General features: G+C 56.2%; 20 protein-coding genes. 15 read left to right on the top strand and 5 right to left on the bottom strand.

Going from position 1 to position 25,255, the window contains the following annotated elements; all coding sequences use genetic code 11:
* Position 1: 1 nt before the first annotated feature.
* The gene (gene malP, locus ACVWZ0_RS01265; protein WP_253456608.1) at positions 2-2,392 is read right to left on the bottom strand and encodes a maltodextrin phosphorylase; all 2,391 of its coding nucleotides are present in this window, start codon (positions 2,390-2,392) and stop codon (positions 2-4) included.
* Positions 2,393-2,690: 298 nt separating this feature from the next.
* Here malP and malT point away from each other — a divergent pair, with 298 nt between their 5' ends.
* A complete protein-coding gene (gene malT, locus ACVWZ0_RS01260; protein WP_253456610.1) occupies positions 2,691-5,444 on the top strand; it encodes an HTH-type transcriptional regulator MalT in 2,754 nt (917 codons plus the stop codon).
* Here the strand turns inward: malT and ACVWZ0_RS01255 are convergent.
* Positions 5,441-6,436, bottom strand: coding sequence for an acyltransferase (locus tag ACVWZ0_RS01255; protein WP_253456612.1), 996 nt, complete (start codon positions 6,434-6,436; stop codon positions 5,441-5,443). The genes malT and ACVWZ0_RS01255 overlap by 4 nt on opposite strands.
* 246 nt (positions 6,437-6,682) lie before the next feature.
* Here ACVWZ0_RS01255 and ACVWZ0_RS01250 point away from each other — a divergent pair, with 246 nt between their 5' ends.
* The 4 genes from ACVWZ0_RS01250 (at position 6,683) to glyS (ending at position 10,471) form a co-directional block, all read left to right on the top strand.
* Positions 6,683-7,030 carry a type II toxin-antitoxin system RelE/ParE family toxin gene (locus ACVWZ0_RS01250; protein WP_253456614.1) on the top strand — a complete coding sequence of 116 codons (348 nt, stop codon included), beginning with the start codon at positions 6,683-6,685 and terminating at the stop codon, positions 7,028-7,030.
* Entirely contained in the window at positions 7,030-7,329 is a 300-nt protein-coding gene (locus ACVWZ0_RS01245; RefSeq protein ID WP_253456616.1) for a helix-turn-helix domain-containing protein, read from the top strand. The genes ACVWZ0_RS01250 and ACVWZ0_RS01245 overlap by 1 nt, the downstream gene beginning before the upstream one ends.
* A gap of 154 nt (positions 7,330-7,483) precedes the next feature.
* Positions 7,484-8,392 (top strand): glycine--tRNA ligase subunit alpha, encoded by a 909-nt coding sequence (gene glyQ / locus ACVWZ0_RS01240; protein WP_253456618.1) that lies wholly within the window; start codon positions 7,484-7,486, stop codon positions 8,390-8,392.
* Between the two features lie 9 nt (positions 8,393-8,401).
* Complete coding sequence (gene glyS, locus ACVWZ0_RS01235; RefSeq protein WP_253456621.1) at positions 8,402-10,471, top strand: glycine--tRNA ligase subunit beta; 2,070 nt, start codon at positions 8,402-8,404, stop codon at positions 10,469-10,471.
* Positions 10,472-10,541: 70 nt separating this feature from the next.
* On the opposite strand, the gene ACVWZ0_RS01230 is transcribed toward glyS, so the two are convergent.
* Entirely contained in the window at positions 10,542-11,588 is a 1,047-nt protein-coding gene (locus ACVWZ0_RS01230; RefSeq protein WP_253456625.1) for an NAD(P)-dependent alcohol dehydrogenase, read from the bottom strand.
* A gap of 130 nt (positions 11,589-11,718) precedes the next feature.
* Between ACVWZ0_RS01230 and ACVWZ0_RS01225 the strand changes: the two genes are divergently transcribed.
* Positions 11,719-13,194: a glucosyltransferase domain-containing protein gene (locus tag ACVWZ0_RS01225; RefSeq protein WP_253456628.1), complete on the top strand. Its 1,476-nt coding sequence runs from the start codon at positions 11,719-11,721 to the stop codon at positions 13,192-13,194.
* A 72-nt stretch (positions 13,195-13,266) separates the two neighbouring features.
* On the opposite strand, the gene ACVWZ0_RS01220 is transcribed toward ACVWZ0_RS01225, so the two are convergent.
* Positions 13,267-13,560 (bottom strand): HTH-type transcriptional regulator, encoded by a 294-nt coding sequence (locus tag ACVWZ0_RS01220; RefSeq protein ID WP_125289253.1) that lies wholly within the window; start codon positions 13,558-13,560, stop codon positions 13,267-13,269.
* Positions 13,561-14,496: 936 nt separating this feature from the next.
* Here ACVWZ0_RS01220 and ACVWZ0_RS01215 point away from each other — a divergent pair.
* The 8 genes from ACVWZ0_RS01215 to ACVWZ0_RS01180 all read left to right on the top strand — a co-directional run bounded on the left by ACVWZ0_RS01215 (position 14,497) and on the right by ACVWZ0_RS01180 (position 22,922).
* The gene (locus tag ACVWZ0_RS01215; RefSeq protein WP_253456634.1) at positions 14,497-15,213 is read left to right on the top strand and encodes a FadR/GntR family transcriptional regulator; all 717 of its coding nucleotides are present in this window, start codon (positions 14,497-14,499) and stop codon (positions 15,211-15,213) included.
* Entirely contained in the window at positions 15,210-16,208 is a 999-nt protein-coding gene (locus tag ACVWZ0_RS01210; RefSeq protein ID WP_253456636.1) for an ABC transporter ATP-binding protein, read from the top strand. The genes ACVWZ0_RS01215 and ACVWZ0_RS01210 overlap by 4 nt, the downstream gene beginning before the upstream one ends.
* Positions 16,205-17,296 (top strand): ABC transporter ATP-binding protein, encoded by a 1,092-nt coding sequence (locus ACVWZ0_RS01205; protein WP_253456639.1) that lies wholly within the window; start codon positions 16,205-16,207, stop codon positions 17,294-17,296. The genes ACVWZ0_RS01210 and ACVWZ0_RS01205 overlap by 4 nt, the downstream gene beginning before the upstream one ends.
* Positions 17,293-18,807, top strand: coding sequence for an ABC transporter substrate-binding protein (locus ACVWZ0_RS01200; protein WP_253456642.1), 1,515 nt, complete (start codon positions 17,293-17,295; stop codon positions 18,805-18,807). The genes ACVWZ0_RS01205 and ACVWZ0_RS01200 overlap by 4 nt, the downstream gene beginning before the upstream one ends.
* A 15-nt stretch (positions 18,808-18,822) precedes the next feature.
* A complete protein-coding gene (locus tag ACVWZ0_RS01195) occupies positions 18,823-19,764 on the top strand; it encodes an ABC transporter permease (protein WP_253456645.1) in 942 nt (313 codons plus the stop codon).
* A gap of 2 nt (positions 19,765-19,766) precedes the next feature.
* Positions 19,767-20,642 (top strand): ABC transporter permease, encoded by an 876-nt coding sequence (locus ACVWZ0_RS01190; protein ID WP_253456648.1) that lies wholly within the window; start codon positions 19,767-19,769, stop codon positions 20,640-20,642.
* Between the two features lie 15 nt (positions 20,643-20,657).
* Entirely contained in the window at positions 20,658-22,259 is a 1,602-nt protein-coding gene (locus ACVWZ0_RS01185; RefSeq protein ID WP_253456651.1) for a gamma-glutamyltransferase family protein, read from the top strand.
* Between the two features lie 369 nt (positions 22,260-22,628).
* A complete protein-coding gene (locus ACVWZ0_RS01180; protein WP_253456654.1) occupies positions 22,629-22,922 on the top strand; it encodes a hypothetical protein in 294 nt (97 codons plus the stop codon).
* 3 nt (positions 22,923-22,925) lie between these two features.
* Here ACVWZ0_RS01180 and ACVWZ0_RS01175 read toward each other — a convergent pair whose 3' ends face one another.
* Positions 22,926-23,714, bottom strand: coding sequence for a DUF4225 domain-containing protein (locus tag ACVWZ0_RS01175; protein ID WP_253456657.1), 789 nt, complete (start codon positions 23,712-23,714; stop codon positions 22,926-22,928).
* Between the two features lie 651 nt (positions 23,715-24,365).
* Here ACVWZ0_RS01175 and ACVWZ0_RS01170 point away from each other — a divergent pair.
* Positions 24,366-25,076 (top strand): DUF3053 domain-containing protein, encoded by a 711-nt coding sequence (locus ACVWZ0_RS01170; protein ID WP_253456659.1) that lies wholly within the window; start codon positions 24,366-24,368, stop codon positions 25,074-25,076.
* Positions 25,077-25,255 lie beyond the last annotated feature (179 nt).

Below are 25,255 nucleotides of genomic sequence, written 5' to 3'. Positions count from 1 at the left end.
CTTAGCGTTTCGCCTGCCAAATGCGCTGCTGATAGTCACGGATGGCGCGATCCGAACTGAACATGCCGACTCTGGCGGTGTTCAGGATGGTGCTGCGCGTCCACTGCTGCGTGTCGCGGTACAGCGCTTCAACCTGCCGCTGTGCGGCGCAGTATTCCGCGAAATCCGCCAGCACTAAATAAGGATCGCCGCCTGCAAGCAGGCTATCCAGCATTGGCCTGAACGCCTCTTTGTCACCGTCGCTGAAGAAGCCGTTTTCCAGTTCGGTCAGCAGCTTATTAAGATGCTTATCCTTTTTACGCACGCTCAGCGGGTTATAGCCTTTGCGCAGCAGCGCTTTTACCTCATCGACGGTATGACCGAAAATAAAGATATGCTCGCTGCCGACCTGTTCAGCAATTTCCACATTGGCACCATCAAGCGTGCCGACGGTGATAGCGCCGTTCAGCGCCAGCTTCATATTGCCGGTGCCGGAGGCCTCTTTGCCGGCGGTGGAGATTTGCTCTGACACATCGGCCGCCGGGATCATCAGCTCCGCCACCGACACTTTATAGTCAGGAATAAACACGACTTTCAGGCGATCGCCGACCAGCGGATCGTTGTTGATTTTTTCCGCTACCTTGTTGATGGCGTAGATAATATTTTTGGCCAGATAGTAGCCCGGCGCGGCCTTGGCACCGAACAGGAACACGCGCGGCACCATGTCCAGCTGCGGATTATCACGCAGCTGGCGGTAAAGCGAGAGGATATGCAGCAAATTCAGGTGCTGGCGCTTGTACTCGTGCAGGCGCTTGATCTGCACATCGAAGATCGCCGCCGGGTTGAGCGTAATCCCCATCGTATGCTGCACCCAGGCCGCCAGCCTGTGTTTGTTTTCCTGCTTGATTTGCCGATAGCGCTGGTGGAAGTTTTGGTCGTCGGCAAAAGCCTCCAGCCCTTTTAACGCATCCAGATCCGTCACCCATTCGGCGTTCAGCTTGCTGTCGATCAGCGCGGAGAGCGCAGGATTACACTGCCTGAGCCAGCGACGCGGCGTGATGCCGTTGGTGACGTTATGAAATTTCTCCGGCCACAGCTGGTGATAATGCGGAAACAGATCTTTGACCACCAGCTCGGAATGCAGCGCGGCGACGCCGTTGACCGCAAAGCCGCTGACCACGCAAAGATTCGCCATCCGCACCTGGCGGTTATGGTGGATAGCCACCCGCTCCCAAACGTCGGCATCGTCCGGCCAGCGCTGCTGCACCAGCACTTTAAAGCGCGCATTGATCTGCTTAATCAGCGAAAAATGACGCGGCAGCAGGCTGCGCACCAGCCTTTCATCCCAGCATTCCAGCGCTTCCGGCATCAGCGTGTGGTTGGTATAGGCAAAGGTACGGCTGACGATGGACCAGGCCGCATCCCAGTCGAGCTGGTGCTCATCCAGCAAAATGCGCAGCAGCTCCGGGATGGCGATGGTCGGATGGGTATCGTTCAGCTGGATCACCTCGTACTGCGGCAGATCTGCGATTTTTCGACCCGCCACATGGTGACGACGCAGGATATCCGCCACCGAACAGGCGCACTGAAAATATTGCTGCATCAGGCGCAGCCGCTTGCCCGCCTGGTGGTTATCGTTCGGATAGAGCACTTTCGTCAGCTTTTCCGCCTCTACGCCCTGCCGCTCCGCCTCCAGATATTTGCCGTCGTTAAACAGGCCCAGATCGAAGGGCTGCATCGCGACGGCCTGCCACAGGCGCAGCGGCTGGGTGATGCCGTTTTGATAGCCGACCACCGGCAGATCGCTCGCCTCGCCCATCAACGAAAAAGCGGGCTGCCACTGCTCCCGGCCCTGCGCGTCTTTGCTGAGCTTGCCGCCGAAGCCGACGCTCACGGCAAGCGAGCCGTTGCGCCGAAACCAGGGGTAGGTTTCGCGGTGCCAGCTGTCCGGCGCTTCCTGCTGTGCGCCGTCGTAAAAGGACTGCCGAAACAGCCCGTACTGATAATTAAGACCATAGCCCACCGCAGGCTGGCCCACGGTTGCCATCGAATCCAGAAAGCAGGCCGCCAGGCGCCCCAGTCCGCCGTTGCCCAGCGCCGGATCGACTTCCTGCTCCAGCACGTCGGTCAGGTTAACGCCCTGTTTTTTCAGCACTTCGCTGACATCATCCAGCCAGCCAAGATTGATCAGATTATTGGCGGTCAGGCGGCCGATCAAAAATTCCATCGAAATATAGTTAACGTGCCGCTGCTGCCCTGACGGCGGCGTTGGCGGGCTGGCGAGCAGCTGTTCGGCCAGCGCGGCGCTGACCGCCTGCCACCACTGGTGCTGCGTCATCGCCTGCGGCTGATACGGCGCGCACTGGCGCGTCAGCGCCGCCATAAACGTGGTTTTACTGAATGTTGCCTGCATGACCTGTCCTCATAATCCCTGAATTTCCCTCATGCTGCCGATTTGCAGCGTGCGGATCATCCTCCCAACGGCGATAAGAAAGGGAGGAGCAGCAGGGCGTAGGGGAAGGCGCGACTAAGGCGAATAGCACAGCGAAAAGCGTGATTAAAAAAATGTGACGAAGTACGACTAAATGCAACATAAAAGCTTATCCTGCTTGCAATCAACGGATTGGAGGCGGACTTTAGAAAAAATGATTAATTACGGGCTTTGAAATAATTAGTCGCCCCGCTGACGCTTCCTATAAGAATCCAAAATTATGCTTATCCCTTCAAAACTGAGCCGCCCGATGCGGCTGCAAGATACGGTGGTACGCGAACGTTTACTGGCCCGGCTGGCGGTCGTCCCGGACTATCGTCTGACGCTGGTTACCAGCCCGGCCGGCTACGGCAAAACAACGCTGATGGCGCACTGGGCGGCAGGAAAAAACGCGCTGGGCTGGTATTCGCTGGATGAAAGCGACAATAAGCCGGAACGTTTTGCCAGTTATTTGATTGCGGCGGTGCAGCAGGCCACCGGCGGCCACTGCGTGAAGAGCGAAGCCTTAAGTCAAAAGCACCAGTACGCCAGCCTGAACGCGCTGTTCGCCCAGCTGTTCGTCGAGCTTGCCGACTGGCAGCAGCCGGTGATGCTGGTAATCGATGACTATCATCTGATTACCAATGCGGATATTCATGAAGGGATGCGCTTTTTTCTGCGCCATCAGCCCGATAATTTCTCACTGGTGATCCTGTCGCGCACCTTGCCGCCGCTGGGCATCGCCAATTTACGCGTGCGCGGCCAGCTGCTGGAGCTTATCGTCTCCGAACTGGCCTTTACCCACAGCGAAACCCAGCAGTTTTTTGACTGCCGCCTGAAAGAGCCCATTGAACAGGCGGACAGCAATCGCTTTTGCGACAACGTTGCCGGTTGGGCCACGGCGCTACAGCTGATTGCGCTGTCGGCCAGCCAGTCCTCCACGCCGGCTTTACAGTCTACCCAGCATTCCGCGCGCAAGCTGACCGGCCTGAACGCCAGCCATTTATCGCAATATCTGGTCGAGGAAGTGCTGGATCGGGTCGATACGCCCACCCGCGATTTTCTGCTGCGCTGCTCTTTGTTGCGCTCGATGAACGACGCGCTGATCGTCCGTCTGACCGGCAGCGATAACGGGCAGCAGCGGCTGGAAAATCTGGAAAGCCAGGGTCTGTTTCTTCACCGCATGGACGGCACCGGCGAGTGGTTTAACTTCCATCCGCTGTTCGCCTCTTTTTTGCGGCAGCGCTGCCAGTGGGAGCTGGCCGCAGAGCTGCCGGAAATCCATCGCGCCGCTGCACAAGGCTGGCTGGCGCAGGGTTTTCCGGCCGAAGCTATCCATCACGCGCTGAGCGCGGAAGATACCGGGCTGCTGCGCGATATCCTGCTACAGCACGCGTGGGCGCTGTTTAACCAAAGCGAGCTGGCCCTGCTGGAAGAGTGCCTGAACGCCCTGCGCTATGACCAGCTGATCGTCAATCCTAAGCTGGTGCTGCTCCAGGCCTGGCTGATCCAAAGCCAGCACCGCTATGTTGAAGTCGACGCGCTGCTTTCCCGCGCGGAAAGCGAGATGCAGCGCAGGAATATCTCCATGACGCAGGAGCTTGCCGCTGAATTTAACGCCCTGCGCGCTCAGGTGGCGATCAACGATGGTCGTGAGGAAGAAGCCGCCCGGCTGGCGACGGAAGCGCTGCGCTTTTTGCCGCATAACAGCTATTACAGCCGCATAGTGGCGACCTCGGTCACCGGCGAAATCCAGCACTGCAAAGGCGATCTGGCGCGCGCGCTGCCGCTGATGCAGCAGACCGAACAGATAGCCAGACGCTTTCAGGTGTACCATTACGCGCTTTGGGCCTTGCTCCAGCAAAGTGAAATTTTAATTGCGCAGGGATTTTTACAGGCCGCCTTCGAGATGCAGGATCGCGCCTTTGAGCTGGTGCATGAACAGCACCTTGAACAGCTGCCGATGCACGAATTCCTGCTGCGCCTGCGCTCTCAGGTGCTGTGGTCATGGTCAAGGCTGGACGACGCCGAACAGGCTGCTCGCCAGGGGCTGGAAGTATTAAGCAATTTCCAGCCGCAGCAGCAGCTTCAGTGTCTGGCAATGCTGGCGAAATGCGCGCTGGCTCGTGGTCAGCTTGATAACGCGCAGCACTATTTGCAGCGCTGCGAGAACCTGATCAAAACCGGCCAGTATCATAGCGACTGGGTGACCAATACCGATAAAAGCCGGGTGATTTACTGGCAGCTGACCGGCAATAAAACCGCCGCGCAGCGCTGGCTCCAGCAGGCCGGTAAACCGGGCGGCGCGGATAATCATTTTCAGCAGGGCCAGTGGCGCTCGATTGCGCGCGTACAGATCCTGCTGGAGCAGTTCAGCGAGGCGGAGGTGGTGCTGGACGAGCTGAACAGCAACGCGCGCCAGCTGCGCCTCACCAGCGATTTAAACCGTAACCTACTGTTAAGCAACCTCTTATACTGGCGAACGGGCAGGAAAAGCGACGCGCAGCGCGTGCTGATCGAAGCGCTGAGCCTGGCAAACCGCACCGGTTTTATCAGCCATTTCGTGATTGAAGGCGAAATGATGGCGCAGCAGCTCCGGCAGCTGCTGCAGCTGAACCTGCTGCCGGAGCTGGAACAACGCAGGGCGCAGCAGATCCTGCGTGAACTTAATCAGCACCATCGGCATAAGTTTGCCCATTTTGACGAAAGCTTTGTCAGTAAACTGCTGAGCCATCCGCAGGTGCCGGAGCTGATCCGCACCAGCCCGTTAACCCAGCGGGAATGGCAGGTGCTGGGGCTGATCTATTCGGGCTACAGCAACGAGCAGATCGCGGGAGAGCTGGACGTCGCGGCGACGACTATCAAAACTCATATCCGCAATCTTTATCAGAAGATGGGCATTGCGCACCGTCAGGATGCGGTACAGCACGCCCGACAGCTGCTGGAAGTGATGGGCTACGGCACCCCGGATACGGCGGTGACCTGTCAGCCTTAACTGACAAAATGCCGCTTATCCAGTTTTCTCAGCGCCAGCGCCAGCAGCAAACTGCCCAGCAGCGTCAGCGTAAACACCAGCGGGATATCCAGCAGCGGCCGATCGGTATGATCAAGATGATGCGTCCGCATAAAGTGGATAAACAGCGCGTGGAAACCATAAATTGGCAGGGAATTACGGGAAATAACGCCTAAGATCGGTAAAATTCGCGCGTTCAGCACGTTTTTAAACAGCACCAGCAGGCTGACCGCCGCGATAAAGACCGCCGGGCCGCAGTAGAGATACCAGGTATCGGCAAAGGCGCCGTTAATCGCCATCTGCTTTTTAGTGCCCAGCGCGATAACCGCCACGCAGGCGATAAAAACCGTGCCGGCCAGCCAGCTGACGGCGCGTCCGCCGGTATTCATCGTGCCGATAGCGCGGCCAAACAGCGCGTAGAGCACGTAGTAGAAGCTGTCGCCGTTGATATAAAGATTAAGCGGCAGCCAGTGAAAATGCCCGACCGACTGATCCACCGTGTTGGGATTCGCCAGCACCGCCAGCACCAGCGTCACCGCCGCCAGATAGCCCGCCCGCACGTTTTTGACCTGAATAAGGGGCGAAAGCAGGTAGATAGCGATAATCGCGAAGAAAAACCACAGGTGATAGAACACCGGCTTCTGCAAAAGCAGCCGGATGGAAATCCCCTGGCTGATAGGCGTCAGCCACGTGATATAGGCCAGCGCCACCGCGCTGTAAAACGCCAGGCAGAGCACGATGCGCAGAAAATGACGGCCCTGCGCGCTGCGCTCGCCAAAGAACAGAAAGCCGGAAATCATAAAAAAGAGCGGCACGCAGACTCTGGAAGCGGAGTTCAGCAGATTGGAGAGATCCCACGTATGTTCGCCTACTTTTGGCGCGTTGGTCACGTACCAGGTGGTGGTGTGGATCATAATCACCATCAGGCAGGCCACCGCCCGCAGGTTATCTATCCAGGCTATCTTGTCCTTCATGTTTTCCTCTGCTGGCACCAATGCGTATCAGAGGGTAGCCAGGCGGCAAGTTTTCAACAACCTGCGCCAGGGGAATATCAGACAGGAGCAGGCCTGCATCTTTCCACGCCATGATGTTTTTTTAATTGGTTAGCTTTTTTAACACCAGCCCGTCGTCCTGCAACCTTTACCTCTCTTGAAATTATAATGAATTCATTATAAATTTGATTATAACTTAAACGTTATAATTACAGATCAGGGACGATCATGTGGAAAATCATAACAACAAAACGGTTTGATGCCTGGTTTTTTGCGCAACCCGAAGATTTGCAGGACGAAATCTTAGCGGCGTTTCTCGTGTTGAGAAAAGAAGGCCCCCATACTGGACGGCCATTGGTCGATACCCTGAATGACTCAATCTATCCGAATATGAAGGAGCTACGTCTGTCATTCAAAGCCAGGCCGATAAGGGCGTTATTTGCTTTTGATCCTGTTCGTCAGGCTATTTTCCTTTGTGCTGGCGACAAAACAGGCGACCGTAGGTTCTATAAAAAATATATCACTCTCGCTGAGGCTGAGTACAAAGCTCATCTGGCGAAACTGGAGGCCCGGTAATGGCAACGTTAGACGAACTGATGAACGAAGTAAGCCCCGCACGCCGCGCTAAAATCGAGGAGCGGGCCGAAGAAATGGTGCGCGAAATCACGCTGGCGCAGATGCGTGAAGAGCTGCAAATTTCACAAACTGAACTCGCCGCAACGCTTGGCGTTAAACAACCCGCCGTCGCCCGTATGGAGCGTGTTGATAACGATCCGCGCCTGTCCACGCTTAAACGCTACGTGGCCGCGCTGGGCGGAGAACTTTCTATTGATGTCAAACTCCCGTCGGGTAAGCGAGTTGCTTACCCGCTATAAGTGTTTTCAGGCAGGCACGCAGACGGAACAGAGAACAGCCAAAGAGGCTTTGCGGCGGCATCCGCGCCTCTTCGGCCAACATCGGGCTGACTAACCGACGGTCAAAGGGTATACTGACGCCCACTTTTAAAACCGTCTCGCGTGCGAAAACAACATGCAAAAGTTTGATACCAAGACATTTCAGGGTCTGATCCTGACCTTACAGGATTACTGGGCACGCCAGGGCTGCACCATCGTGCAGCCGCTGGATATGGAAGTCGGCGCGGGCACCTCTCACCCGATGACCTGTCTGCGCGCGCTGGGGCCGGAGCCGATTGCCGCGGCCTACGTGCAGCCTTCCCGCCGTCCTACCGACGGCCGCTACGGCGAAAACCCGAACCGCTTACAGCACTATTATCAGTTCCAGGTGATCATCAAGCCGTCACCGGACAATATTCAGGAACTCTACCTCGGCTCGCTGAAAGAGCTGGGTATGGATCCGACTGTCCACGATATCCGCTTCGTGGAAGATAACTGGGAAAACCCAACGCTGGGCGCGTGGGGCCTGGGCTGGGAAGTCTGGCTGAACGGCATGGAAGTGACGCAGTTCACCTACTTCCAGCAGGTCGGCGGCCTGGAGTGCAAGCCGGTGACCGGCGAAATCACCTATGGCCTGGAGCGTCTGGCGATGTATATCCAGGGCGTGGACAGCGTTTACGATCTGGTCTGGAGCGACGGCCCGCTGGGGAAAACCACCTACGGCGACGTGTTCCATCAGAACGAGGTGGAGCAGTCTACCTATAACTTTGAGTATGCCGACGTCGACTTCCTCTTTACCTGCTTCGAGCAGTACGAAAAAGAAGCAAAAAGCCTGCTGGAGCTGGAAAAACCGCTGCCGCTGCCGGCCTACGAACGCATCCTGAAGGCAGGTCATACCTTTAACCTGCTGGACGCGCGTAAAGCTATCTCCGTGACCGAGCGCCAGCGCTATATTCTGCGCATCCGCACCCTGACCAAAGCCGTGGCTGAAGCTTACTATGCGTCTCGCGAGGCGCTGGGCTTCCCGATGTGCAATAAAAAATAAGAGGCAGCCATGACTGAAAAAACATTTCTGGTGGAGATCGGCACCGAAGAGCTGCCACCGAAGGCGCTGCGCAATCTTGCCGAAGCCTTTGCCGCGAATTTTACCGCCGAACTGGATGCCGCCGGCCTGACGCACGGCGAAGTAAACTGGTATGCCGCGCCTCGTCGTCTGGCGCTGAAGGTCGCAGACTTAAGCGCTGCGCAGCCCGATCGCGAAGTGGAAAAACGCGGCCCGGCCATCGCCGCAGCTTTTGATGCCAACGGCGTCGCCACCAAAGCGGCGGAAGGCTGGGCGCGCGGCTGCGGTATCACCGTCGATCAGGCCGAGCGTCTGAGCACCGACAAAGGCGAATGGCTGCTGTATCGCGCCCATATGAAAGGCGAAAGCGCGCAGTCGCTGCTGCCTGCGATGGTTGCCACCTCGCTGGCGAAGCTGCCTATTCCTAAACTGATGCGCTGGGGCGATTCCGACGTGCAGTTTGTGCGTCCGGTACACACCGTGACGCTGCTGCTGGGCGAAGAGAGCATTCCGGCCACCATTCTGGGTATCGACTCCGCCCGCACTATTCGCGGCCACCGCTTTATGGGCGAGCCGGAATTCACTCTCGATAATGCCGATCAATACCCGCAGATCCTGCTGGAGCGCGGCAAGGTGCAGGCCGACTTCGAGGCGCGTAAAGCGCAGATCAAAGCCGATGCCGAAGCCGCAGCGAAAGAGATTGGCGGCCATGCCGATCTGAGCGACAGCCTGCTGGAAGAGGTCGCCTCGCTGGTAGAGTGGCCGGTAGTGCTGACGGCAAAATTCGAAGAGAAGTTCCTCGCGGTGCCGGCCGAAGCGCTGGTTTACACCATGAAAGGCGATCAGAAGTATTTCCCGGTTTACGACGATGCGGGCAAGCTGCTGCCGCACTTTATCTTTGTGACCAACATCGAGTCGAAAGATCCGTCGCAGATTATCGCCGGTAATGAAAAAGTGGTGCGTCCTCGTCTGGCCGATGCGGAATTCTTCTTTAATACCGATCGCAAACAGCGTCTGGAAGACAATCTGCCGCGTCTGGAAACCGTTCTGTTCCAGAAAGAGCTGGGCACGCTGCGCGACAAAACCGACCGCATTCAGGCGCTGGCTGGCTGGATTGCCGCGCAGACTGGTGCTGACGTTAATCATGCGACCCGCGCCGGTCTGCTGTCCAAATGCGACCTGATGACCAATATGGTGTTCGAGTTCACCGACACGCAGGGCGTGATGGGCATGCACTACGCCCGCCATGATGGCGAAGCGGAAGACGTTGCCGTGGCGCTGAACGAGCAGTATCAGCCGCGCTTTGCCGGTGATGAACTGCCGTCCAACCCGGTCGCCTGCGCGCTGGCGATTGCCGACAAGATGGACACGCTGGCGGGTATTTTCGGCATCGGCCAGCATCCAAAAGGCGATAAAGATCCGTTCGCGCTGCGTCGTGCCGCGCTGGGCGTGCTGCGTATTATCGTCGAGAAGAATCTGCCGCTGGATCTGCAAACGCTGACCGAAGAAGCGGTGCGCCTGTATGGCAGCAAGCTGAGCAACGCGAAAGTGGTCGATGACGTGATCGACTTTATGCTGGGTCGCTTCCGCACCTGGTATCAGGAAGAAGGCCACAGCATCGACACCATCCAGGCCGTGCTGGCTCGTCGCCCTACTCGTCCGGCGGATTTCAACGCGCGTATGAAAGCCGTGTCCCACTTCCGCACCCTGGAAGAGGCGGCTGCGCTGGCGGCGGCTAACAAGCGTGTCTCCAACATTCTGGCGAAATCCAGCGAAACGCTGAACGACAGCGTGCAGGCCTCGCTGCTGAAAGAGAACGAAGAGATCCAGCTGGCGACCTACGTGTCTGCCTTAAGCAGCAAGCTGGCGCCTTACTTCGCGGAAGGCCGCTATCAGGATGCGCTGATCGAGCTGGCGCAGCTGCGCGCCGCCGTGGATAACTTCTTTGAGAAAGTCATGGTGAACGCGGAAGATCGTGAAGTGCGCATCAACCGTTTAACCCTGCTGACCAAACTCCGCCAGCTGTTCCTGGAAGTTGCGGATATTTCTCTGCTGCAGTAAATCTTCTTCCCACCTGAGGGAAGGGGTTTAAAGCTGACGGTAACAAACCCGCCATAACGGCGGGTTTTTTTTAGCCTTTCGCTTTCATATCAATCACAAAGCGGTACTTCACGTCGCCTTTCAGCATCCGCTCAAACGCCATTTCTACATCTTCCAGCCGGATAACTTCCACGTCTGACACAATGTTGTGCTCGCCGCAGAAATCCAGCATCTGCTGCGTTTCCGCAATGCTGCCGATAGAGGTGCCGGAAATGCTCAGACGCTTAAAGACGACCGGCGTCACGTTTGGCGACTTGTGCGGCGCATCCGGGATGCCGACCAGCACCAGATGACCGTTGGTTTTCAGCGCGTTGAGATAAGGATCGAGATCGTGCGGCGCGGCCACGCAGTCCAGAATAAAGTCGAGGCTGTTGGCCTGCGCCGCCATCTGCTCTGCATCTTTAGACACCACCACGCTGCTGGCGCCCAGGCGCAGCGCATCTTCGCCTTTGGCCGGCGAAGTGGTAAACAGCACCACTTCCGCGCACAGCGCGCTGGCCAGCTTGACGGCCATATGCCCTAAACCGCCCAGGCCAATAACGCCCACGCGCTGGCCGGGCTGAATATTCCAGTGTTTAAGCGGCGACCAGGTGGTTACGCCCGCGCACAGCAGCGGCGCGACCGCGCTCAGCGTCAGGTTTTCCGGCACGTTAACCACGAACTTGCTGTCTACGACGATGCTGTCGGAATAGCCGCCGAAGGTTTTACCACCGATCGTTTTCTCTTCGCCGTTATAGGTAGCGGTAAAGCCCGCTTCGCAATATTGCTCTTCGCCCTGACTGCACTGCGAGCAGTGGCCGCAGGAGTCGACCATCACGCCGACACCGACCAGGTCGCCCGCTTTGAAGGTGCTAACGTCGCTGCCGGTAGCAATCACGCGGCCTACAATTTCATGGCCGGGCACCAGCGGAAACGTGCTGACGCCCCATTCGTTGCGCGCCATATGCAGATCGGAGTGGCAAACGCCGCAGTAGTGGATATCAATATGCACATCGCCGGCTTGCAGTTCGCGGCGTTGAAATTCGAATGGTTCAAGAGAAGTAGTGGCAGATTTTGCTGCCAGGCCTTTAACCTGCATGTGGCTGTCCCCTGTTGGGCAAAGCCGCGTAGAGTAGAGAAATGCGCGGGCCGGGGCAAGCCGGAATTGTAAAAGAGAGTGGAAAGGCTTTAGTTAATTAATATACAATCAACGCTTTAGGTACAATGGTATGAAACCCGCTTTTCGTTACCTTTTGTGTTGCACTGCACTCTTCGCTTTTCCGCTGCTTATCGCTAACAACTATTATATTGACGATATTGGCCGCTCGACCCTGGGCTATACCAACTGGGGGGCAGATGGACGTCCTCTTGCTGATATAGTGATGAAGCTGCTTTTTCTCAGCTCGCATATGACCGATATATTTCCCCTGCCTTTGCTGCTGAGCATTTTTATGCTGGCATTCAGTCTGCATCAAGTCACGAAAAAAGCGCTTACAGGCTGGCAGTTACCGGGCCTTGTATTAATCCCGCTGACTTTTTTTGCCAACCCCTATCTGGCAGAAGTCTTTTCCTACCGATTTGATGTTCTTACGCTTACGGCAGCCATCAGTCTCAGCCTGCTTTACTTTTGCCTTCCTTCACACAATCGCTGGCTAAGGTTTGTGACAGGCACGATGATGTTGATTGCTATTTATTGTCTGTACCAGACGGCGATCAATATTGCGGTTCTGCTGGTAATGGCAGGGCTTTATCAGCAAATGGCCAGACAGGATACGGCGAAGGCAATCCTCACCACGCTCTTGCATCGCGTCGTTGAAGTGCTGCTTGCCACGGTAATCTATCTGAAGCTTATTCTGACGGTCACTTTCTCCGGAAAAAACGAGGCCAATCACCCGGCGCTGGCGGTTGGCAACCTGTGGAAAACATGGACAGAGAATAGTGAAGCCTACAGCCAGTTTATTGCCGATACGCTGGTTAAAAATCATGGCGGAATGCACTACCTGCTTGGCATAACGATCGCTATGTGGCTATCGGCTCTGGCGTTAAGCCTGCTTTTTTTACGCCGTCAGCGCGACGTCATGGCCGCTGCCGTTGCCGTTATCGCATTGATTACGCCTTTTATTGCCCTGTTAATGATCCCTGGCAGCCTGCTGCTGTTGCAAAATCCATTGCTCTCCGCTCGCTCGTTGATCGCTGTCAGTGGCTTCATGCTTCTTGCCGCTTTAGTCATTAATTATGCCCTGACGCCCCGCCTACAACAGGCTAACTGGCTGCTGCTGATCCCTGTTGTATACGGCATGACGGCTTATTACGCTTACGGCAACGCGCTGCGCCAGCAGGATAAATTTAATCAGAGCCTGGTTCAGGAAATAAAATGGGATATGCGGGAGCTACCGTCTGAAAGTTTTTATTTGTTCTTTAACGGACAGGCGCCGCGATCGCCTGTTTATACTAACTCATTGAAAAACTATCCGATGCTTTCAGTAATGGTTCCTGATTATTTCGCTAACTGGTACTGGCCTTTCCCTTATATGAAAAATAATGGGTTTTCAGCGCTGTGGCCTGCGCCAGACAGTGGCGTCACGACGGATACCGCCCAATACCTTTGTCACGGAAAACCTGTTGCGCAGAATCAGGATTATATGATGTACAGAAAAGATAAGGTGATATTGATTGATTTCACTCATGCCAGCTGCGGCAGCTAAGACAAAATCTTAAAACACAAAACCCGCCAGCGGGCGGGTTTTTCAATTACTGGCACAGCAAAAGGTTTTTTACTATCCCAGCAGCTCACGGCTGAGACAAGGATTTGATTGGATCAACAGCATTAATTTTTGAGCACTGCGCGAAGGTTTACTGCGCTTCGCTTCCCAGCTCTTAACCGAGGAAACACTAACGCCCATTGCCAGGGCAAACTCATCAACTTCCATGCCGGTAATTTCCCGTATGCGTTTTGGTTCGGGCATTAACACTTCACCCTTTAATGCGGGAGCGGCCTGGATAACTTCACGCGTAAGCACAATGTGCTCAAGGCTGGACAACAACTCACCCATTGGGTCTTTAACTTCCATAGAGCACTCCTCATAAAAATCACGAATGTGAACAACCAGAGGGAGGATCTGAGGCCCAGATCCCGAATGCTGGCGAACAACAGCCTGAGGAGCTCATCGAGACAGCGCAGGTTAACGCCAGGATTTTTAGTATGGGCGCAAACTCAAACTTTTGCGCTCAAATTTTTGACTAGTTTTTTAAACCTGAACGCCAAAAATCTTTACATCCCGACAGACGGCTTCAGGCTACGCCATACGGGGCCTGAGGTGGTAACGATTACAGGAAACTGGACAGAGAGTAAGCAGAACGGTAGTTATCAGAAAATTCCTAACACATGGATAACTTTGCTGCTGACAGAAAAAATAAAGCGGCGCGTCAGGGCAGATTAAGCGTAGCCGTCAGCGTGGCGGTTTTGCTCTTTGCCGCTGGCGTAGAACAGAGCGTTTCTGCGCCACATTCGGCCCGGTTAAGCGTTTGATTATTCACAATCTGGCAGAGTGAGTATTCCGCGCCGCTAAAAATTCTATTAATAACAATCCGACAGATGGATTATTCGGCGGCGCTAAAAATCCTGTTAATAACAATCTGACCGATTAATTATTAAAAATGCCATTACTAACAATCCGGCAGATTGATTATTTGGCGCCTCTCCTTTACCGCTACAGAAAAAGCTATCTGGTCAATTTGCTATGCCCCGCCATTAATCTGCACGCCGGTGGCGCTTTATATCTGCCCACATCTGCACCAAAAAGCGGCATCTTATTGCCTGACGTTTCCCACCCGGCTGAACAGGTAAAATTTATAATATTTAAATTCAAACGCTTACGTAAATAACCGCGCCGCTCCGCCGTACCAATTCAATATTGGTTCGCTTTTTGCCTCTGTTATCTCCGTGGCTGGCCGTTCGATTACCGCTGCCGTCGCACTATTTCAGGGGCTGAAGAAGCGAACCAATCATGACTGATACAACAAATTCCACCAGTTCCCATTCCGCGCTGGAAAAGCTGCGCCAGCTGATCCAGCAGCAGGAAGCCCAACCAGCTAACCCGCTGCCTACTGAACGGGAGCTGGCCGAACGGTTTTGCGTGGGCCGTCGTGAGATCCGCCGGGCGCTGGACGTGCTGGAAGAAGAAGGCCGTATCTGGCGCAAGCAGGGCAAAGGCACGTTTGTCGGCCCGGCCGCGCCGGTTCAGCCGCTGGCGCTGCACGATTTGCCGCAGCGCTCAAATCTGCTGGAAGTGATGGAGGCCCGTATTCAGCTGGAGCCGGGGCTGGCTCGTCTGGCCGCCCTGCGGGCCAGCGGCGAGCAGGTTGCGCTGATGCAGCGGCTGATGGAGAGGATGCAGAGCATCGCCCCGGACGACAGCGATCGGCACGAACTGTGGGACAGCGCGTTTCACCGGGCTATCGCCGAAGCTGCAGGCAACCGTCTGATGCTGGGGTTGTTCGACGCGGTCGACGCGGTTCGCCGGGATCCGGGCTGGCAGCACCTGCGCGTGCTGGCGCGAACGACGGATCGGCTGCACAGCTACGACGACCATCACCAGCGGCTGGTGCAACATATCGCGGAGCGGCAGCCGCAGGAGGCCGCCGCGGCCATGCGTGAACATTTACTGGCGCTGCAACAGGCGCTCATCGAAGCGCTCAGCGGTGATAAAGAGGAGCTGCCATGAAGGCCACAACGCCGGTGCTGGCTCTGCGCCAGCTCAACGTTCGTTTTAAAGGCAGTCCCGTCAGCGTGCTGGACGATATTTCGCTTCAGGTCGAAGCTGGCGAAACGCTGGCGCTGGTCGGCGAATCCGGCTGCGGTAAAAGCATCACCTCGCTGGCGCTGATGGGCCTGCTACCCGACAGCGCGGAGATCGTTCAGGGCGAAATCACTTTTCTCAATCGGCCGCTACAAACCCTGAACGCACGCGACTATGCCGATCTGCGCGGCAACGAGCTGGCGATGATTTTTCAGGAGCCGATGACCTCGCTCAATCCCGCTTTCACGCTGGGCGATCAGCTGAGCGAAGCCGTGATGCGTCATCATGCGGTAAACCGCCGTGAAGCGATGGCCGTAGCGCTGGCAATATTAGAAAAGGTGCAGATCCCGGCGGCGGAAATGCGGCTGAAAGCCTATCCACACCAGCTTTCCGGCGGGATGCGCCAGCGCGTGATGATCGCGATGGCGCTCATCAACCGGCCAAAGCTGTTGATTGCCGACGAGCCTACCACCGCGCTGGACGTTACCATCCAGGCGCAGATCCTGGCGCTGCTTAACAGCTTGCAGAAGGAAACCGGCACGGCGGTGCTGATGATTACGCATGACCTGGGCGTGGTTGCCGAAGTGGCGCAGCGCGTGGCGGTGATGTATGCCGGACAGGTGGTCGAAACCGGCGACGTCGCGGAAATTTTCCGCGATCCGCAGCATCCCTACACGATTGGCCTGATGGGTTCCATTCCCGGCGCCGCTACCCGCACCACTACGCTGGCCACCATTCCTGGCGCCGTGCCGCTGCCGGAACAGATGCCCCAGGGCTGCCGCTTCGCCACCCGCTGTCCGTTTGCCGAAAAACGCTGCCACCAGCATAAACCCGCCCTGCAAGCTATCGGCGTCCGCCATCAGGTCGCCTGTTTTCGCGCCCCGCTGGAAGAGCACGTGACGTCTGGAGAATGCGCATGACCTTACCCATCCTTGAATGTAGCGATTTAACAAAAACCTTTCCTGGCCCGACGCGGCTATTTAAGCGCAACCCTCACGTCACGGCTGTCGATCGCATTTCGTTGCAGGTGATGCCGGGCGAAACGCTGGCTATTGTCGGGGAATCAGGCAGTGGCAAATCGACGCTGGGTCGGCTGCTGCTGCGGCTGCTCGCCCCTTCTCAGGGGCAGGTTTTTTATCAGGGCGAAGAGATCACCAAAGCCAGCGGCGCACGTCTGAATCAGCTGCGTCGTGAACTACAGATTATTTTTCAGGATCCCTTCGCCTCGCTTAACCCGCGCATGACCGTGGAGCATATCGTCGGCGAACCCTTATGGCTGCACGAGTCGCTATCTGGCAGCCAACGGCAGGAAAAAGTCGCCGAACTGCTGCAAACGGTTGGCCTTCCCGCCGTCTGGGCACGGCGCTATCCGCATGAGTTTTCCGGCGGCCAGCGCCAGCGTATCGGTATTGCCCGCGCGCTGGCTTCCGGCCCGAAGCTGCTGCTGGGCGATGAGCCGGTTTCGGCGCTGGACGTGTCGGTACAGGCGCAGGTAGTGAATCTGCTGGAAAGCCTGAAGCAGCAGTTCGGCCTGACCATGATCGTGGTGGCGCACGGTCTGGGCGTGATCCGCCATATGAGCGATCGCGTCGCGGTGATGTATCTGGGGCAGATTGTAGAGCTGGCGACGGTAGAGGAAATTTTCGATGCGCCGCTGCATCCCTATACCCAGGCGCTGATCGCTTCGGCTCCCCGATTGCAGCCGGGTGCCGCTCGCCAAATTCCCGTTTTGCAGGGCGACTTGCCCAATCCCGCCGCGCCGCCAAAGGGCTGTCGTTTTCATACGCGCTGCCCTTACGTCAGCGACGAATGCCGCGTGCTGGAACCCATTCAGCAGGTCATTGCCGGTGGCCGCCAGGTGGCCTGCCACCGCTGGCAGGAGATCAATCGTGACCGCAGCGTGATTACCGTTACGCCGCCTTCAGACGCTTTTCTGCGCCGTCGCGCGCTATTCGATCGGGCGGTAAAACACCGCGCTTTAACCTCTTTGGGAGAGATAACGCCATGAATCTACGCCATACTTCACTCGCCGCCCTTAGTGGCCTGCTGCTGCTGGGCAGCTTACCGGCGCAGGCGGAAAGCACGCTGCGGATCGGCCTGGGCGCCGATCCGGATATGCTCGACCCGCACCTTGCCCGCACCTACTATGGCCGCTTTGTCTTTGCCGCGCTCTGCGATCGTCTGGTGGATATTGATGAAAAGCTACAGGTGGTACCGGGCCTCGCGACCGACTGGAAATGGAGCGAGGACGGCAAAACGTTAACCATGAACCTGCGCCAGGGCGTGACTTTTCAGGACGGCGAAAAGTTTGATGCTGCTGCGGTAAAATTTAATCTCGATCGTGCCATGACGCTGCCCGGCTCGCTGCGTAAAAGCGAGCTTTCTTCCGTTGAGTCGGTGGAGGTGGCTTCGCCTTCTCAGGTTATTCTGCATCTGAAAAATGCCGACGCGGCGCTGCTCAGCCAGCTGACCGATCGCGCTGGCACAATGCTGGCGCCGAAAGCCGCCGTAAAGCCTGATTTTGCCATGCATCCGGTCTGTTCCGGCCCTTATCAGTTTGCCAGCCGGGTGCAGCAGGATCGCATCGTCCTGAAACGCTTTGACCACTACTGGAATAAGTCGGCCTATCATTTTGATAAGGTGGTTTTTTTGCCCATTCCCGATGCCTCGGTGCGCCTGGCTAATCTGCGTTCCGGCGATCTCGATCTGACCGAAGGCATTGCCGCCAGCGATGTCAAAACCGTTACCGCCGACAGCCGCCTGAGCCTGGTCAAAGTCACCGGACTGGGCTATCAGGGCATCATGTTTAATATCGCTAATGGCAAAACCGCGCCGGACAGCCCGTTTGCAAAAGATGCCCGCGTGCGTGAGGCTTTTTCGCTGGCTATCGATCGCGACGCGCTGAATCAGGTGGCGTTTGAAGGCCAGTACACGCCGGCTAATCAGGCTTTCTCCACCGTCAGCCCTTACCACGTTAAGCTGCCCGTTCCCGCGCGCGACGTGGAAAAAGCCAAAGCGCTGCTTGCCGCCGCCGGCGTGAAAACGCCGCTCAACGTAACGCTGCTGGTCACCAACAATCCCACCTCGCAGCAGGTAGGCCAGGTGATCCAGGCGATGGTCAGCGAGGCGGGCTTTAACGTGAACCTGCAAATGAGCGAGTTTGCTACCTTGCTGGATCGCCAGCAGCGCGGCGACTTTCAGCTCAGCCTTTCCGGCTGGTCAGGCCGTCCCGATCCTGACGGCAGCATCTTCGCGTTTATCAACAGCAAAGGCACCCTGAACGATGGCCGCTACGGCAATCCACAGGTGGATAGCTGGCTGACCGAAGCCCGCCAGACCAACGATATAGCCGCCCGTCAGGCGTTGTATAACAAGGTGGTGCAGCAGCTACAAAGCGATATGCCGATCGCTTACCTCTATTTTGAACCGCGTATTTTTGGCATGACCAAAAAACTCCAGGGCTTTAAGGCCTGGCCGGACGGGCTGGTGCGCCTGGCTGGCGTAACGATGACGCCGTAAGGCGCAGGAGCGACCATGCTGGAACTGATCTGTAAACGCGTGCTGCTGGCGATCCCGACGCTGTTTCTGGTGAGCATAATGGTCTTCTCGCTGCAAAAGCTGCTGCCGGGCGATCCGATCCTCGCGATGGCGGGCGAAGAGCGCGACCCGGCGGTAATTGCGCAGCTAAGAGAGCATTATCACCTGAACGATCCGCTGCCTTCGCAGTACTTTTACTGGCTGGGCAACGCGCTGAAGGGCGATCTCGGCACTTCTATTCGTACTCAGGAACCGGTGACCGCGCTGATTAGCAGCAAGCTGCCGGTGACGCTGGAACTGTCGCTGCTGGCGATGCTAGTGGCGCTGCTGGTTGGCATCAGCATGGGCATCGTCGCGGCGGTGCGGAAAAACAGCTGGGTCGATCACGCCACCAATTTCGTGGCGCTTTCCGGTATCTCCGTGCCGCATTTCTGGCTGGGCATTCTGCTGATCCTGCTCTTTTCCGTGCATCTTCAGTGGCTGCCCGCTTCCGGCTACGTCAGCCTGAGCGAGAGCGTGTCGCAAAATGTGAAAACGCTGCTGCTGCCCGCGCTGGTGCTGGGAACGGGCCTGGCCGCGTCGCTGATGCGCCATACGCGCGCTTCGATGATTGCCGTGCTGAAGGCGGATTATATCCGCACCGCCAGAGCCAAAGGGCTGCTGCCGAAAAAGGTGATCCTGAAGCACGCTTTCCGCAACGCGCTGGTGCCGGTGATCACGCTGACAACGCTATTGTTTGGCGAACTGCTGGGCGGCGCGGTGCTGACCGAACAGGTTTTTACCCTGCCCGGCTTTGGCAAGATGATCGTCGATGCGGTGTTTAACCGCGATTACGCCGTGGTGCAGGGCGTGGTGCTGGTGGTGGCTATTGGCTTTCTGCTGCTGAACCTGCTGGCCGATGTGCTTTACGTGCTGATTAACCCGAAAATGCGAGGCTGACCATGAGTGAAGTTCTGACGGCTGGCGGCGCGGTGGCCCTGCGCAAGCCCACTAATCGGGTGCTGAAAAAATTTCTCGGCAATAAAAGCGCGATGATCGGCGCGGTGATTGTGGCGCTGTTTGTGGCGATGGCGCTTCTCGCGCCCTGGCTGGCCCCTTTCGATCCGATCAAAGCCGATTTCCTGGCCGTGCGCAAAGCGCCTTCCGCTATGCACTGGCTCGGCACCGATGAACTGGGGCGCGATATTCTGTCGCGGATGATTTGGGGAGCGCGCACTTCGCTGCTGGCAGGCTGTATTTCCGTGGCGATCGCCATTCTGATTGGCGTCCCGCTGGGGCTGATTGCCGGTTACCGACAGGGCCTGTGGGACGGCGTGATTTCACGCTTTATCGAAGCGCTGCTGGCCTGTCCTTTCCTGATCCTGGCGATTGCGCTGGGCGCTTTTCTTGGCCCCAGCCTGGGTAATGCGATGATCGCTATCGGCCTGTCGGCCATGCCCATCTTCGCCCGCCTGACGCGTGGCCAGGTGATTGCTATCCGTAACGAAGAGTATATCGACGGCGCGCGCGCTATCGGCCTGCCCGATCGCTGGATCGTGCTGCGCTATGTGCTGCCCAACGTGCTGTCGCCGATCCTGGTGCAGGCCACGCTGGCCGTCGCTTCCGCCATTATTACCGAGGCGAGCCTGTCGTTTCTGGGCCTGGGCCAGCAGCCGCCCAATCCTTCCTGGGGCGCGATGCTCAACACCGCCAAAGGCTTTCTTGAACAGGCACCGTGGATGTCCATTTTTCCCGGCCTTGCCATTTTTTTGATTGTGCAGGGCTTTAATCTGCTGGGCGACGGACTGCGCGACGCGCTCGATCCGCGCAACGATTAACTTTAAGGAACCGCTATGAGTGGAATCAGTGATTTTAACGTGGGCTATCCGTCTTATCGCGTGCCGATGATGGGCCGCAACGCCGTCGCCGCCTCGCAGCCGCTGGCGGCACAGGCCGGGATCAAAATGCTCCAGCTTGGCGGTAATGCGGTGGACGCGGCGATTGCGACAGCTATCGCCCTGACCGTGGTGGAGCCGACCGGCAACGGCATTGGCAGCGATGCCTTCGCTATCGTCTGGGACGGCAACGAACTTCATGCGCTGAATGCTTCAGGCCGCGCACCCGCCGCCTGGTCACGCGAAACCTTCGCCCATTTGCAGGCGATGCCGGAGATTGGCTGGGATTCGGTAACCGTGCCGGGCGCGGTGTCCGCCTGGGTTGAGCTGGCGGAGCGTTTCGGTACGCTGCCGTTAACCACGCTGGCCCAGCCGGCCATCGACTATGCGCGTAACGGCTTTCCGGTGTCGCCGCTGATAGGGCACCTGTGGGAACGCGGCTACCAGAAGCTGCGCGATCAGCCAGGCTTTAGCGCCTGCTTTGCGCCCGAAGGCCGTCCGCCGCGCGTCGGCGAGCTGTTCCGCAATCCTCGCCAGGCGGAAACCCTGGAGAAAATCGCCGCCACCAACGGCGAAGCTTTCTACCGCGGCGAGCTGGCAGAAAAAATCGCCGCTTTCGCCAAAGAGCACGGCGCGGCGCTGACGCTGGAAGATTTGCACAACCACCGCGCCGACTGGGTGACGATGCTTTCCCGCCCTTTTGCCGGCGGTTCGGTGCAGGAGCTGCCGCCGAACGGTCAGGGCATCGCCACGCTGATGGCGTTGGGCATTCTGGAACAGTGGGATATTGAGCGTTACGAGCCGGATTCGGCGCAGTGGCTGCATCTCTCTATTGAAGCGATGAAGCTGGCGCTGGTGGATCTGGAACGTTATATCGCCGACGAAGAGCACATGGAGTTTCCTGCTGAACTGCTGCTGAGCGACGACTATCTGCGGGAACGCGCCGCGCTGATCGATCCCCATCAGGCCGGCGATTTTACCTTTGGCGCGCCGAAGCAGAGCGGAACGGTTTACCTTTCTACCGCCGATGCTAACGGCATGATGGTGTCGTTTATTCAGTCAAATTATATGGGCTTCGGCTCTGGCGTCGTGGTGCCCGATACCGGCATCAGCCTGCAAAATCGCGGCGCAGGCTTTGTGCTGGAGGAAACGCATCCCAACGTGGTGGCGGCCGGCAAGCGCGCTTTCCATACCATTATCCCCGCTTTCGCACTCGACGGCGACGGCCAGCCGCTGATGTCGTTTGGCGTAATGGGCGGCCCGATGCAGGCGCAGGGGCATTTACAAATGGCGCTGCGCATTATGCTGCATAAGCAGAATCCTCAGGCGGCCATTGACGCGCCGCGCTGGCGCGTGGTGGCGGGCCGGGAAGTGATTGTCGAACCGGCGTTAGATCGCAACGTCATTGCCGCCTTACGAGCGATGGGCCATCACATCGTGGTGGAAGATCCGCTGCAGACCTACAGCTTCGGCGGCGCGCAGGCGATAGTTCGCGATCCGCAGGGATTCTGGATAGCCGCCACCGAAAGCCGCAAGGACGGCCAGGCACTGGTATTTTGAGGCTTATGCTCTGCCTTTGAGCAGCCACAGTTTCGGATTGCCCGTACTGCAACGGGCATGGCCGGCAGATGGGCAAGCGGCGGATCGGCGTACAGGCGGGCTATATCAGTGCCAGAAATGATCCAGTCATCCTGGTGCCGGAACTGGCCGCCCTTTTTCGAAAAGCTGGTAGCTAAATGCGAAACAGCAAAGGCCATGTAGATCACCTTTTCAGAAAGTGGCCCGTTCATAATTCTGCTTTTCTCTTAAAATCTTTCGGGCGGCTATAATATGCCTCCCGAAGGTTTTCCAACCCACAAAATACTATATTGCATAATAGATTCGGGTTAAAATTGCTCATAATGGATTTGCAAATAAAGGAAAGGTGCGATGGATAATGTGGATTTAAGCAAACTTAGCGAAAAGGAAAGGATTTACGTTGAACGTATGTCAGAAGGTGAGGGCTGGACAATACATGAAACCTTAAGGCGCCTGCTCAGAGTTTTTAAAGTTGTCTTACTCATGGTCTTTATTATTACAGCTATTGGTGTTGTTGAGTTTATCAGGTCTGATAATGGTAGCTTTTACTCTTACCTTTTTGTTTACTTTATTGTCCTTGTGGTTTTTTATTTTATGGCCCCCGTAAAATTGGGAGCCAAGATAATTTATTATAAGTTAATATAATTCTTAGCGTTGGTCGTAAATGCTTTTAAGAGTAATGCTATCTCCCAGCGCCTCCAAAGCTAATGAAGGCGCTCCAACAACTTTTACATTTCTGATAAAATCTGATGGCAGATAACGGTAAAGTCGCCAGGAATCTGGTTTAAGAATCATTCTTGCTAAACCATATCCTGAAAGAGATATGTCAGCCACACTATATGCTACACGGCCTGTAGTCGCGCTGAAACCGAGGAATTTGGCAGTTTTCACATAACCACTACGCAAGAATCCTTGTGTATCATTCTGATTAATTTTTATATTTTGAAAACTTTCGTATACATTATTTGCTCCATGCAAAACTATAGTTGCTCCTGCAATAACACCTATTACATTACCGGTGAGTATAGAAGTCACCACTATACCTGCTCCGGCCACTATTTGTCCGGTCCCTATAATCACACCCACACCGTTAATAAAATACCCCCATGTTCCGAGAGTATTGGTCAGCTCTGCTGACACCACAACCCTGGCCTTTTTAATATTAAGAGAAAGGCTCTGCTCACTAATAAACGCTTTTTCCTGATGCAGATTATCCAGGAAGAACTTGCATTCTCGTTCACTACTGGCTCTGTTAATCGATTTCAGCTGTTCTTCTATAAAACTGCCCATTTCACGATTAAAATTTTCGCGTAATATCAGGCTTTTGATATGCCGTATTCCAGCCTGTCTGGCCATGTCTCTGAGCGCATCCGCCTTACCCATTGCCTGTATGCGGTAAACTTTTTTAAAGCGATTCTTATCCAGATAGTTATCCATAACGATTCCTTGTTATCAGTGCCAGAAATGTATACCACAGCGGTAATGCCAGGCACAAAGCTACGGCGCTTAACCAGAAGCTGAAAATTTGCTTCTGCATAAAACGGGTCTATTCCCGCTGGCAGGTAGGATTTCTGTGCCTATGCCGTTTACAAATTAGCGGTACAGAAAAAATCAACAAACCGGTATAGGAGGAATAACGCTGGCTGGGAGCGTTATATTTTGCATATGAAAGGCTATACAGGATGTGGCACAGGATTATTTTTTCGGGGCCCAGAAACGCCCGGCAGCTCGAGCAGAGAAAAGAGAGATACACAGGCTATGGATTTATTCGGATGCCGTAATCCAGGCCCAACATTGCTGGCGCGAACCCCACAAAATTTGTGAAAAAGGCAGCCCGTCCTCTTCATGAAGTCAGGCAAAATCAGGCTGGCCTTCCCGCATGTAAGAAGACATAAGCGACAAGGCTACACAACCTGTGGAAAAGCGACCGCACAGGCAGAAATCTGAGTGCTTTCCAACCGAAAATTAAATTTTCTTCACGTATAAGCAACCGATTTCCGTATCCTCGTCAGTCGAGTTGAACTATTCTTCAGAGGCGACACAGGTCGCCTTTTGCTTGTAGCATTTCTATTACAGGAGTTACTTCCGATGACGACAGGAACCATTCGCGGCTGGACGCGTCTGCTGGCGCCTTTTATGGCGCTGATGCTGGTGTTTCAGCTAACGGGTTGTGGCGATAAAGAAGCGGATCAGCGCAAAGCCTTTATCGATTTTCTGCAAAATACGGCGATGCGCAGCGGCGAACATCTGCCCGCCCTTAGTGAAGATCAGAAACAGCGTGTCGGTAATTACGCCAGCGACTACGCTATTGTTTATGGCTTCTCCCAGCAGGTTAACCGCGCGGTGGATAACGGTCTGAAGCCGGTAGTGGATGAATTGTCTGCTATCCGTGCGCCGCAGGACTACCTGACCCGTCGCGATTCTCTGCGTCAGGCCAGCGGTTCGCTGGAGGTGCTGGCACAACAGATCCAGACGGCGAAAACGCAGGCCGACAGCAGCAAAGCCGGGCTGAAACAGCCAGCGGAGCTGAAAACGGTGTATGACAACCTTTATAACAAGGTCGTCACGCAGCCAGCCGATACGCTGCTGCCGCTGCTGCCTGCATTACAGAAGCTAAGCCAGGACGCGGTGCAGACGGGCGATTTCCTGCAGCAGCAGGGTTCGCAGGTGACCTTTAACGGTCAGACCATACAGTTCCCGACCCAGCAACAGGCGACCCAGTACAACACGCTGATGAGCAATATTTCTGCCAATGCGCATGCACTTGGTCAGGCGCAAATCGCGCTGCAGGGCCAGTAACATTTTGCTGCGGGCCGCTCGCTTTAAACGGCCCGCCTCTTCTTCCGCTCAACAGCCCTTATCACTCACAGACAATTTTCGCTCAACAGCCCTTTTCAGCCACAGACCATTTCGGCTCATCAGCCCTTCACAGCCACAGACCATTTCCGCTCAACAGCCCTTCTCAGCCACAGACCATT

The sequence above is a fragment of the Erwinia sp. TECH1 genome, from assembly GCF_054057575.1.
This window is presented reverse-complemented; position numbering and strand designations above follow the sequence as displayed.

What these genes read in the sequence shown, in the direction of transcription:
- malP (WP_253456608.1), bottom strand. Translation starts at nt 2,392, where the DNA reads ATGCAGGCAACATTCAGTAAAACCACGTTTATGGCGGCGCTGACGCGC.
- malT (WP_253456610.1), top strand. Translation starts at nt 2,691, where the DNA reads ATGCTTATCCCTTCAAAACTGAGCCGCCCGATGCGGCTGCAAGATACG.
- ACVWZ0_RS01255 (WP_253456612.1), bottom strand. Translation starts at nt 6,436, where the DNA reads ATGAAGGACAAGATAGCCTGGATAGATAACCTGCGGGCGGTGGCCTGC.
- ACVWZ0_RS01250 (WP_253456614.1), top strand. Translation starts at nt 6,683, where the DNA reads ATGTGGAAAATCATAACAACAAAACGGTTTGATGCCTGGTTTTTTGCG.
- ACVWZ0_RS01245 (WP_253456616.1), top strand. Translation starts at nt 7,030, where the DNA reads ATGGCAACGTTAGACGAACTGATGAACGAAGTAAGCCCCGCACGCCGC.
- glyQ (WP_253456618.1), top strand. Translation starts at nt 7,484, where the DNA reads ATGCAAAAGTTTGATACCAAGACATTTCAGGGTCTGATCCTGACCTTA.
- glyS (WP_253456621.1), top strand. Translation starts at nt 8,402, where the DNA reads ATGACTGAAAAAACATTTCTGGTGGAGATCGGCACCGAAGAGCTGCCA.
- ACVWZ0_RS01230 (WP_253456625.1), bottom strand. Translation starts at nt 11,588, where the DNA reads ATGCAGGTTAAAGGCCTGGCAGCAAAATCTGCCACTACTTCTCTTGAA.
- ACVWZ0_RS01225 (WP_253456628.1), top strand. Translation starts at nt 11,719, where the DNA reads ATGAAACCCGCTTTTCGTTACCTTTTGTGTTGCACTGCACTCTTCGCT.
- ACVWZ0_RS01220 (WP_125289253.1), bottom strand. Translation starts at nt 13,560, where the DNA reads ATGGAAGTTAAAGACCCAATGGGTGAGTTGTTGTCCAGCCTTGAGCAC.
- ACVWZ0_RS01215 (WP_253456634.1), top strand. Translation starts at nt 14,497, where the DNA reads ATGACTGATACAACAAATTCCACCAGTTCCCATTCCGCGCTGGAAAAG.
- ACVWZ0_RS01210 (WP_253456636.1), top strand. Translation starts at nt 15,210, where the DNA reads ATGAAGGCCACAACGCCGGTGCTGGCTCTGCGCCAGCTCAACGTTCGT.
- ACVWZ0_RS01205 (WP_253456639.1), top strand. Translation starts at nt 16,205, where the DNA reads ATGACCTTACCCATCCTTGAATGTAGCGATTTAACAAAAACCTTTCCT.
- ACVWZ0_RS01200 (WP_253456642.1), top strand. Translation starts at nt 17,293, where the DNA reads ATGAATCTACGCCATACTTCACTCGCCGCCCTTAGTGGCCTGCTGCTG.
- ACVWZ0_RS01195 (WP_253456645.1), top strand. Translation starts at nt 18,823, where the DNA reads ATGCTGGAACTGATCTGTAAACGCGTGCTGCTGGCGATCCCGACGCTG.
- ACVWZ0_RS01190 (WP_253456648.1), top strand. Translation starts at nt 19,767, where the DNA reads ATGAGTGAAGTTCTGACGGCTGGCGGCGCGGTGGCCCTGCGCAAGCCC.
- ACVWZ0_RS01185 (WP_253456651.1), top strand. Translation starts at nt 20,658, where the DNA reads ATGAGTGGAATCAGTGATTTTAACGTGGGCTATCCGTCTTATCGCGTG.
- ACVWZ0_RS01180 (WP_253456654.1), top strand. Translation starts at nt 22,629, where the DNA reads ATGGATAATGTGGATTTAAGCAAACTTAGCGAAAAGGAAAGGATTTAC.
- ACVWZ0_RS01175 (WP_253456657.1), bottom strand. Translation starts at nt 23,714, where the DNA reads ATGGATAACTATCTGGATAAGAATCGCTTTAAAAAAGTTTACCGCATA.
- ACVWZ0_RS01170 (WP_253456659.1), top strand. Translation starts at nt 24,366, where the DNA reads ATGACGACAGGAACCATTCGCGGCTGGACGCGTCTGCTGGCGCCTTTT.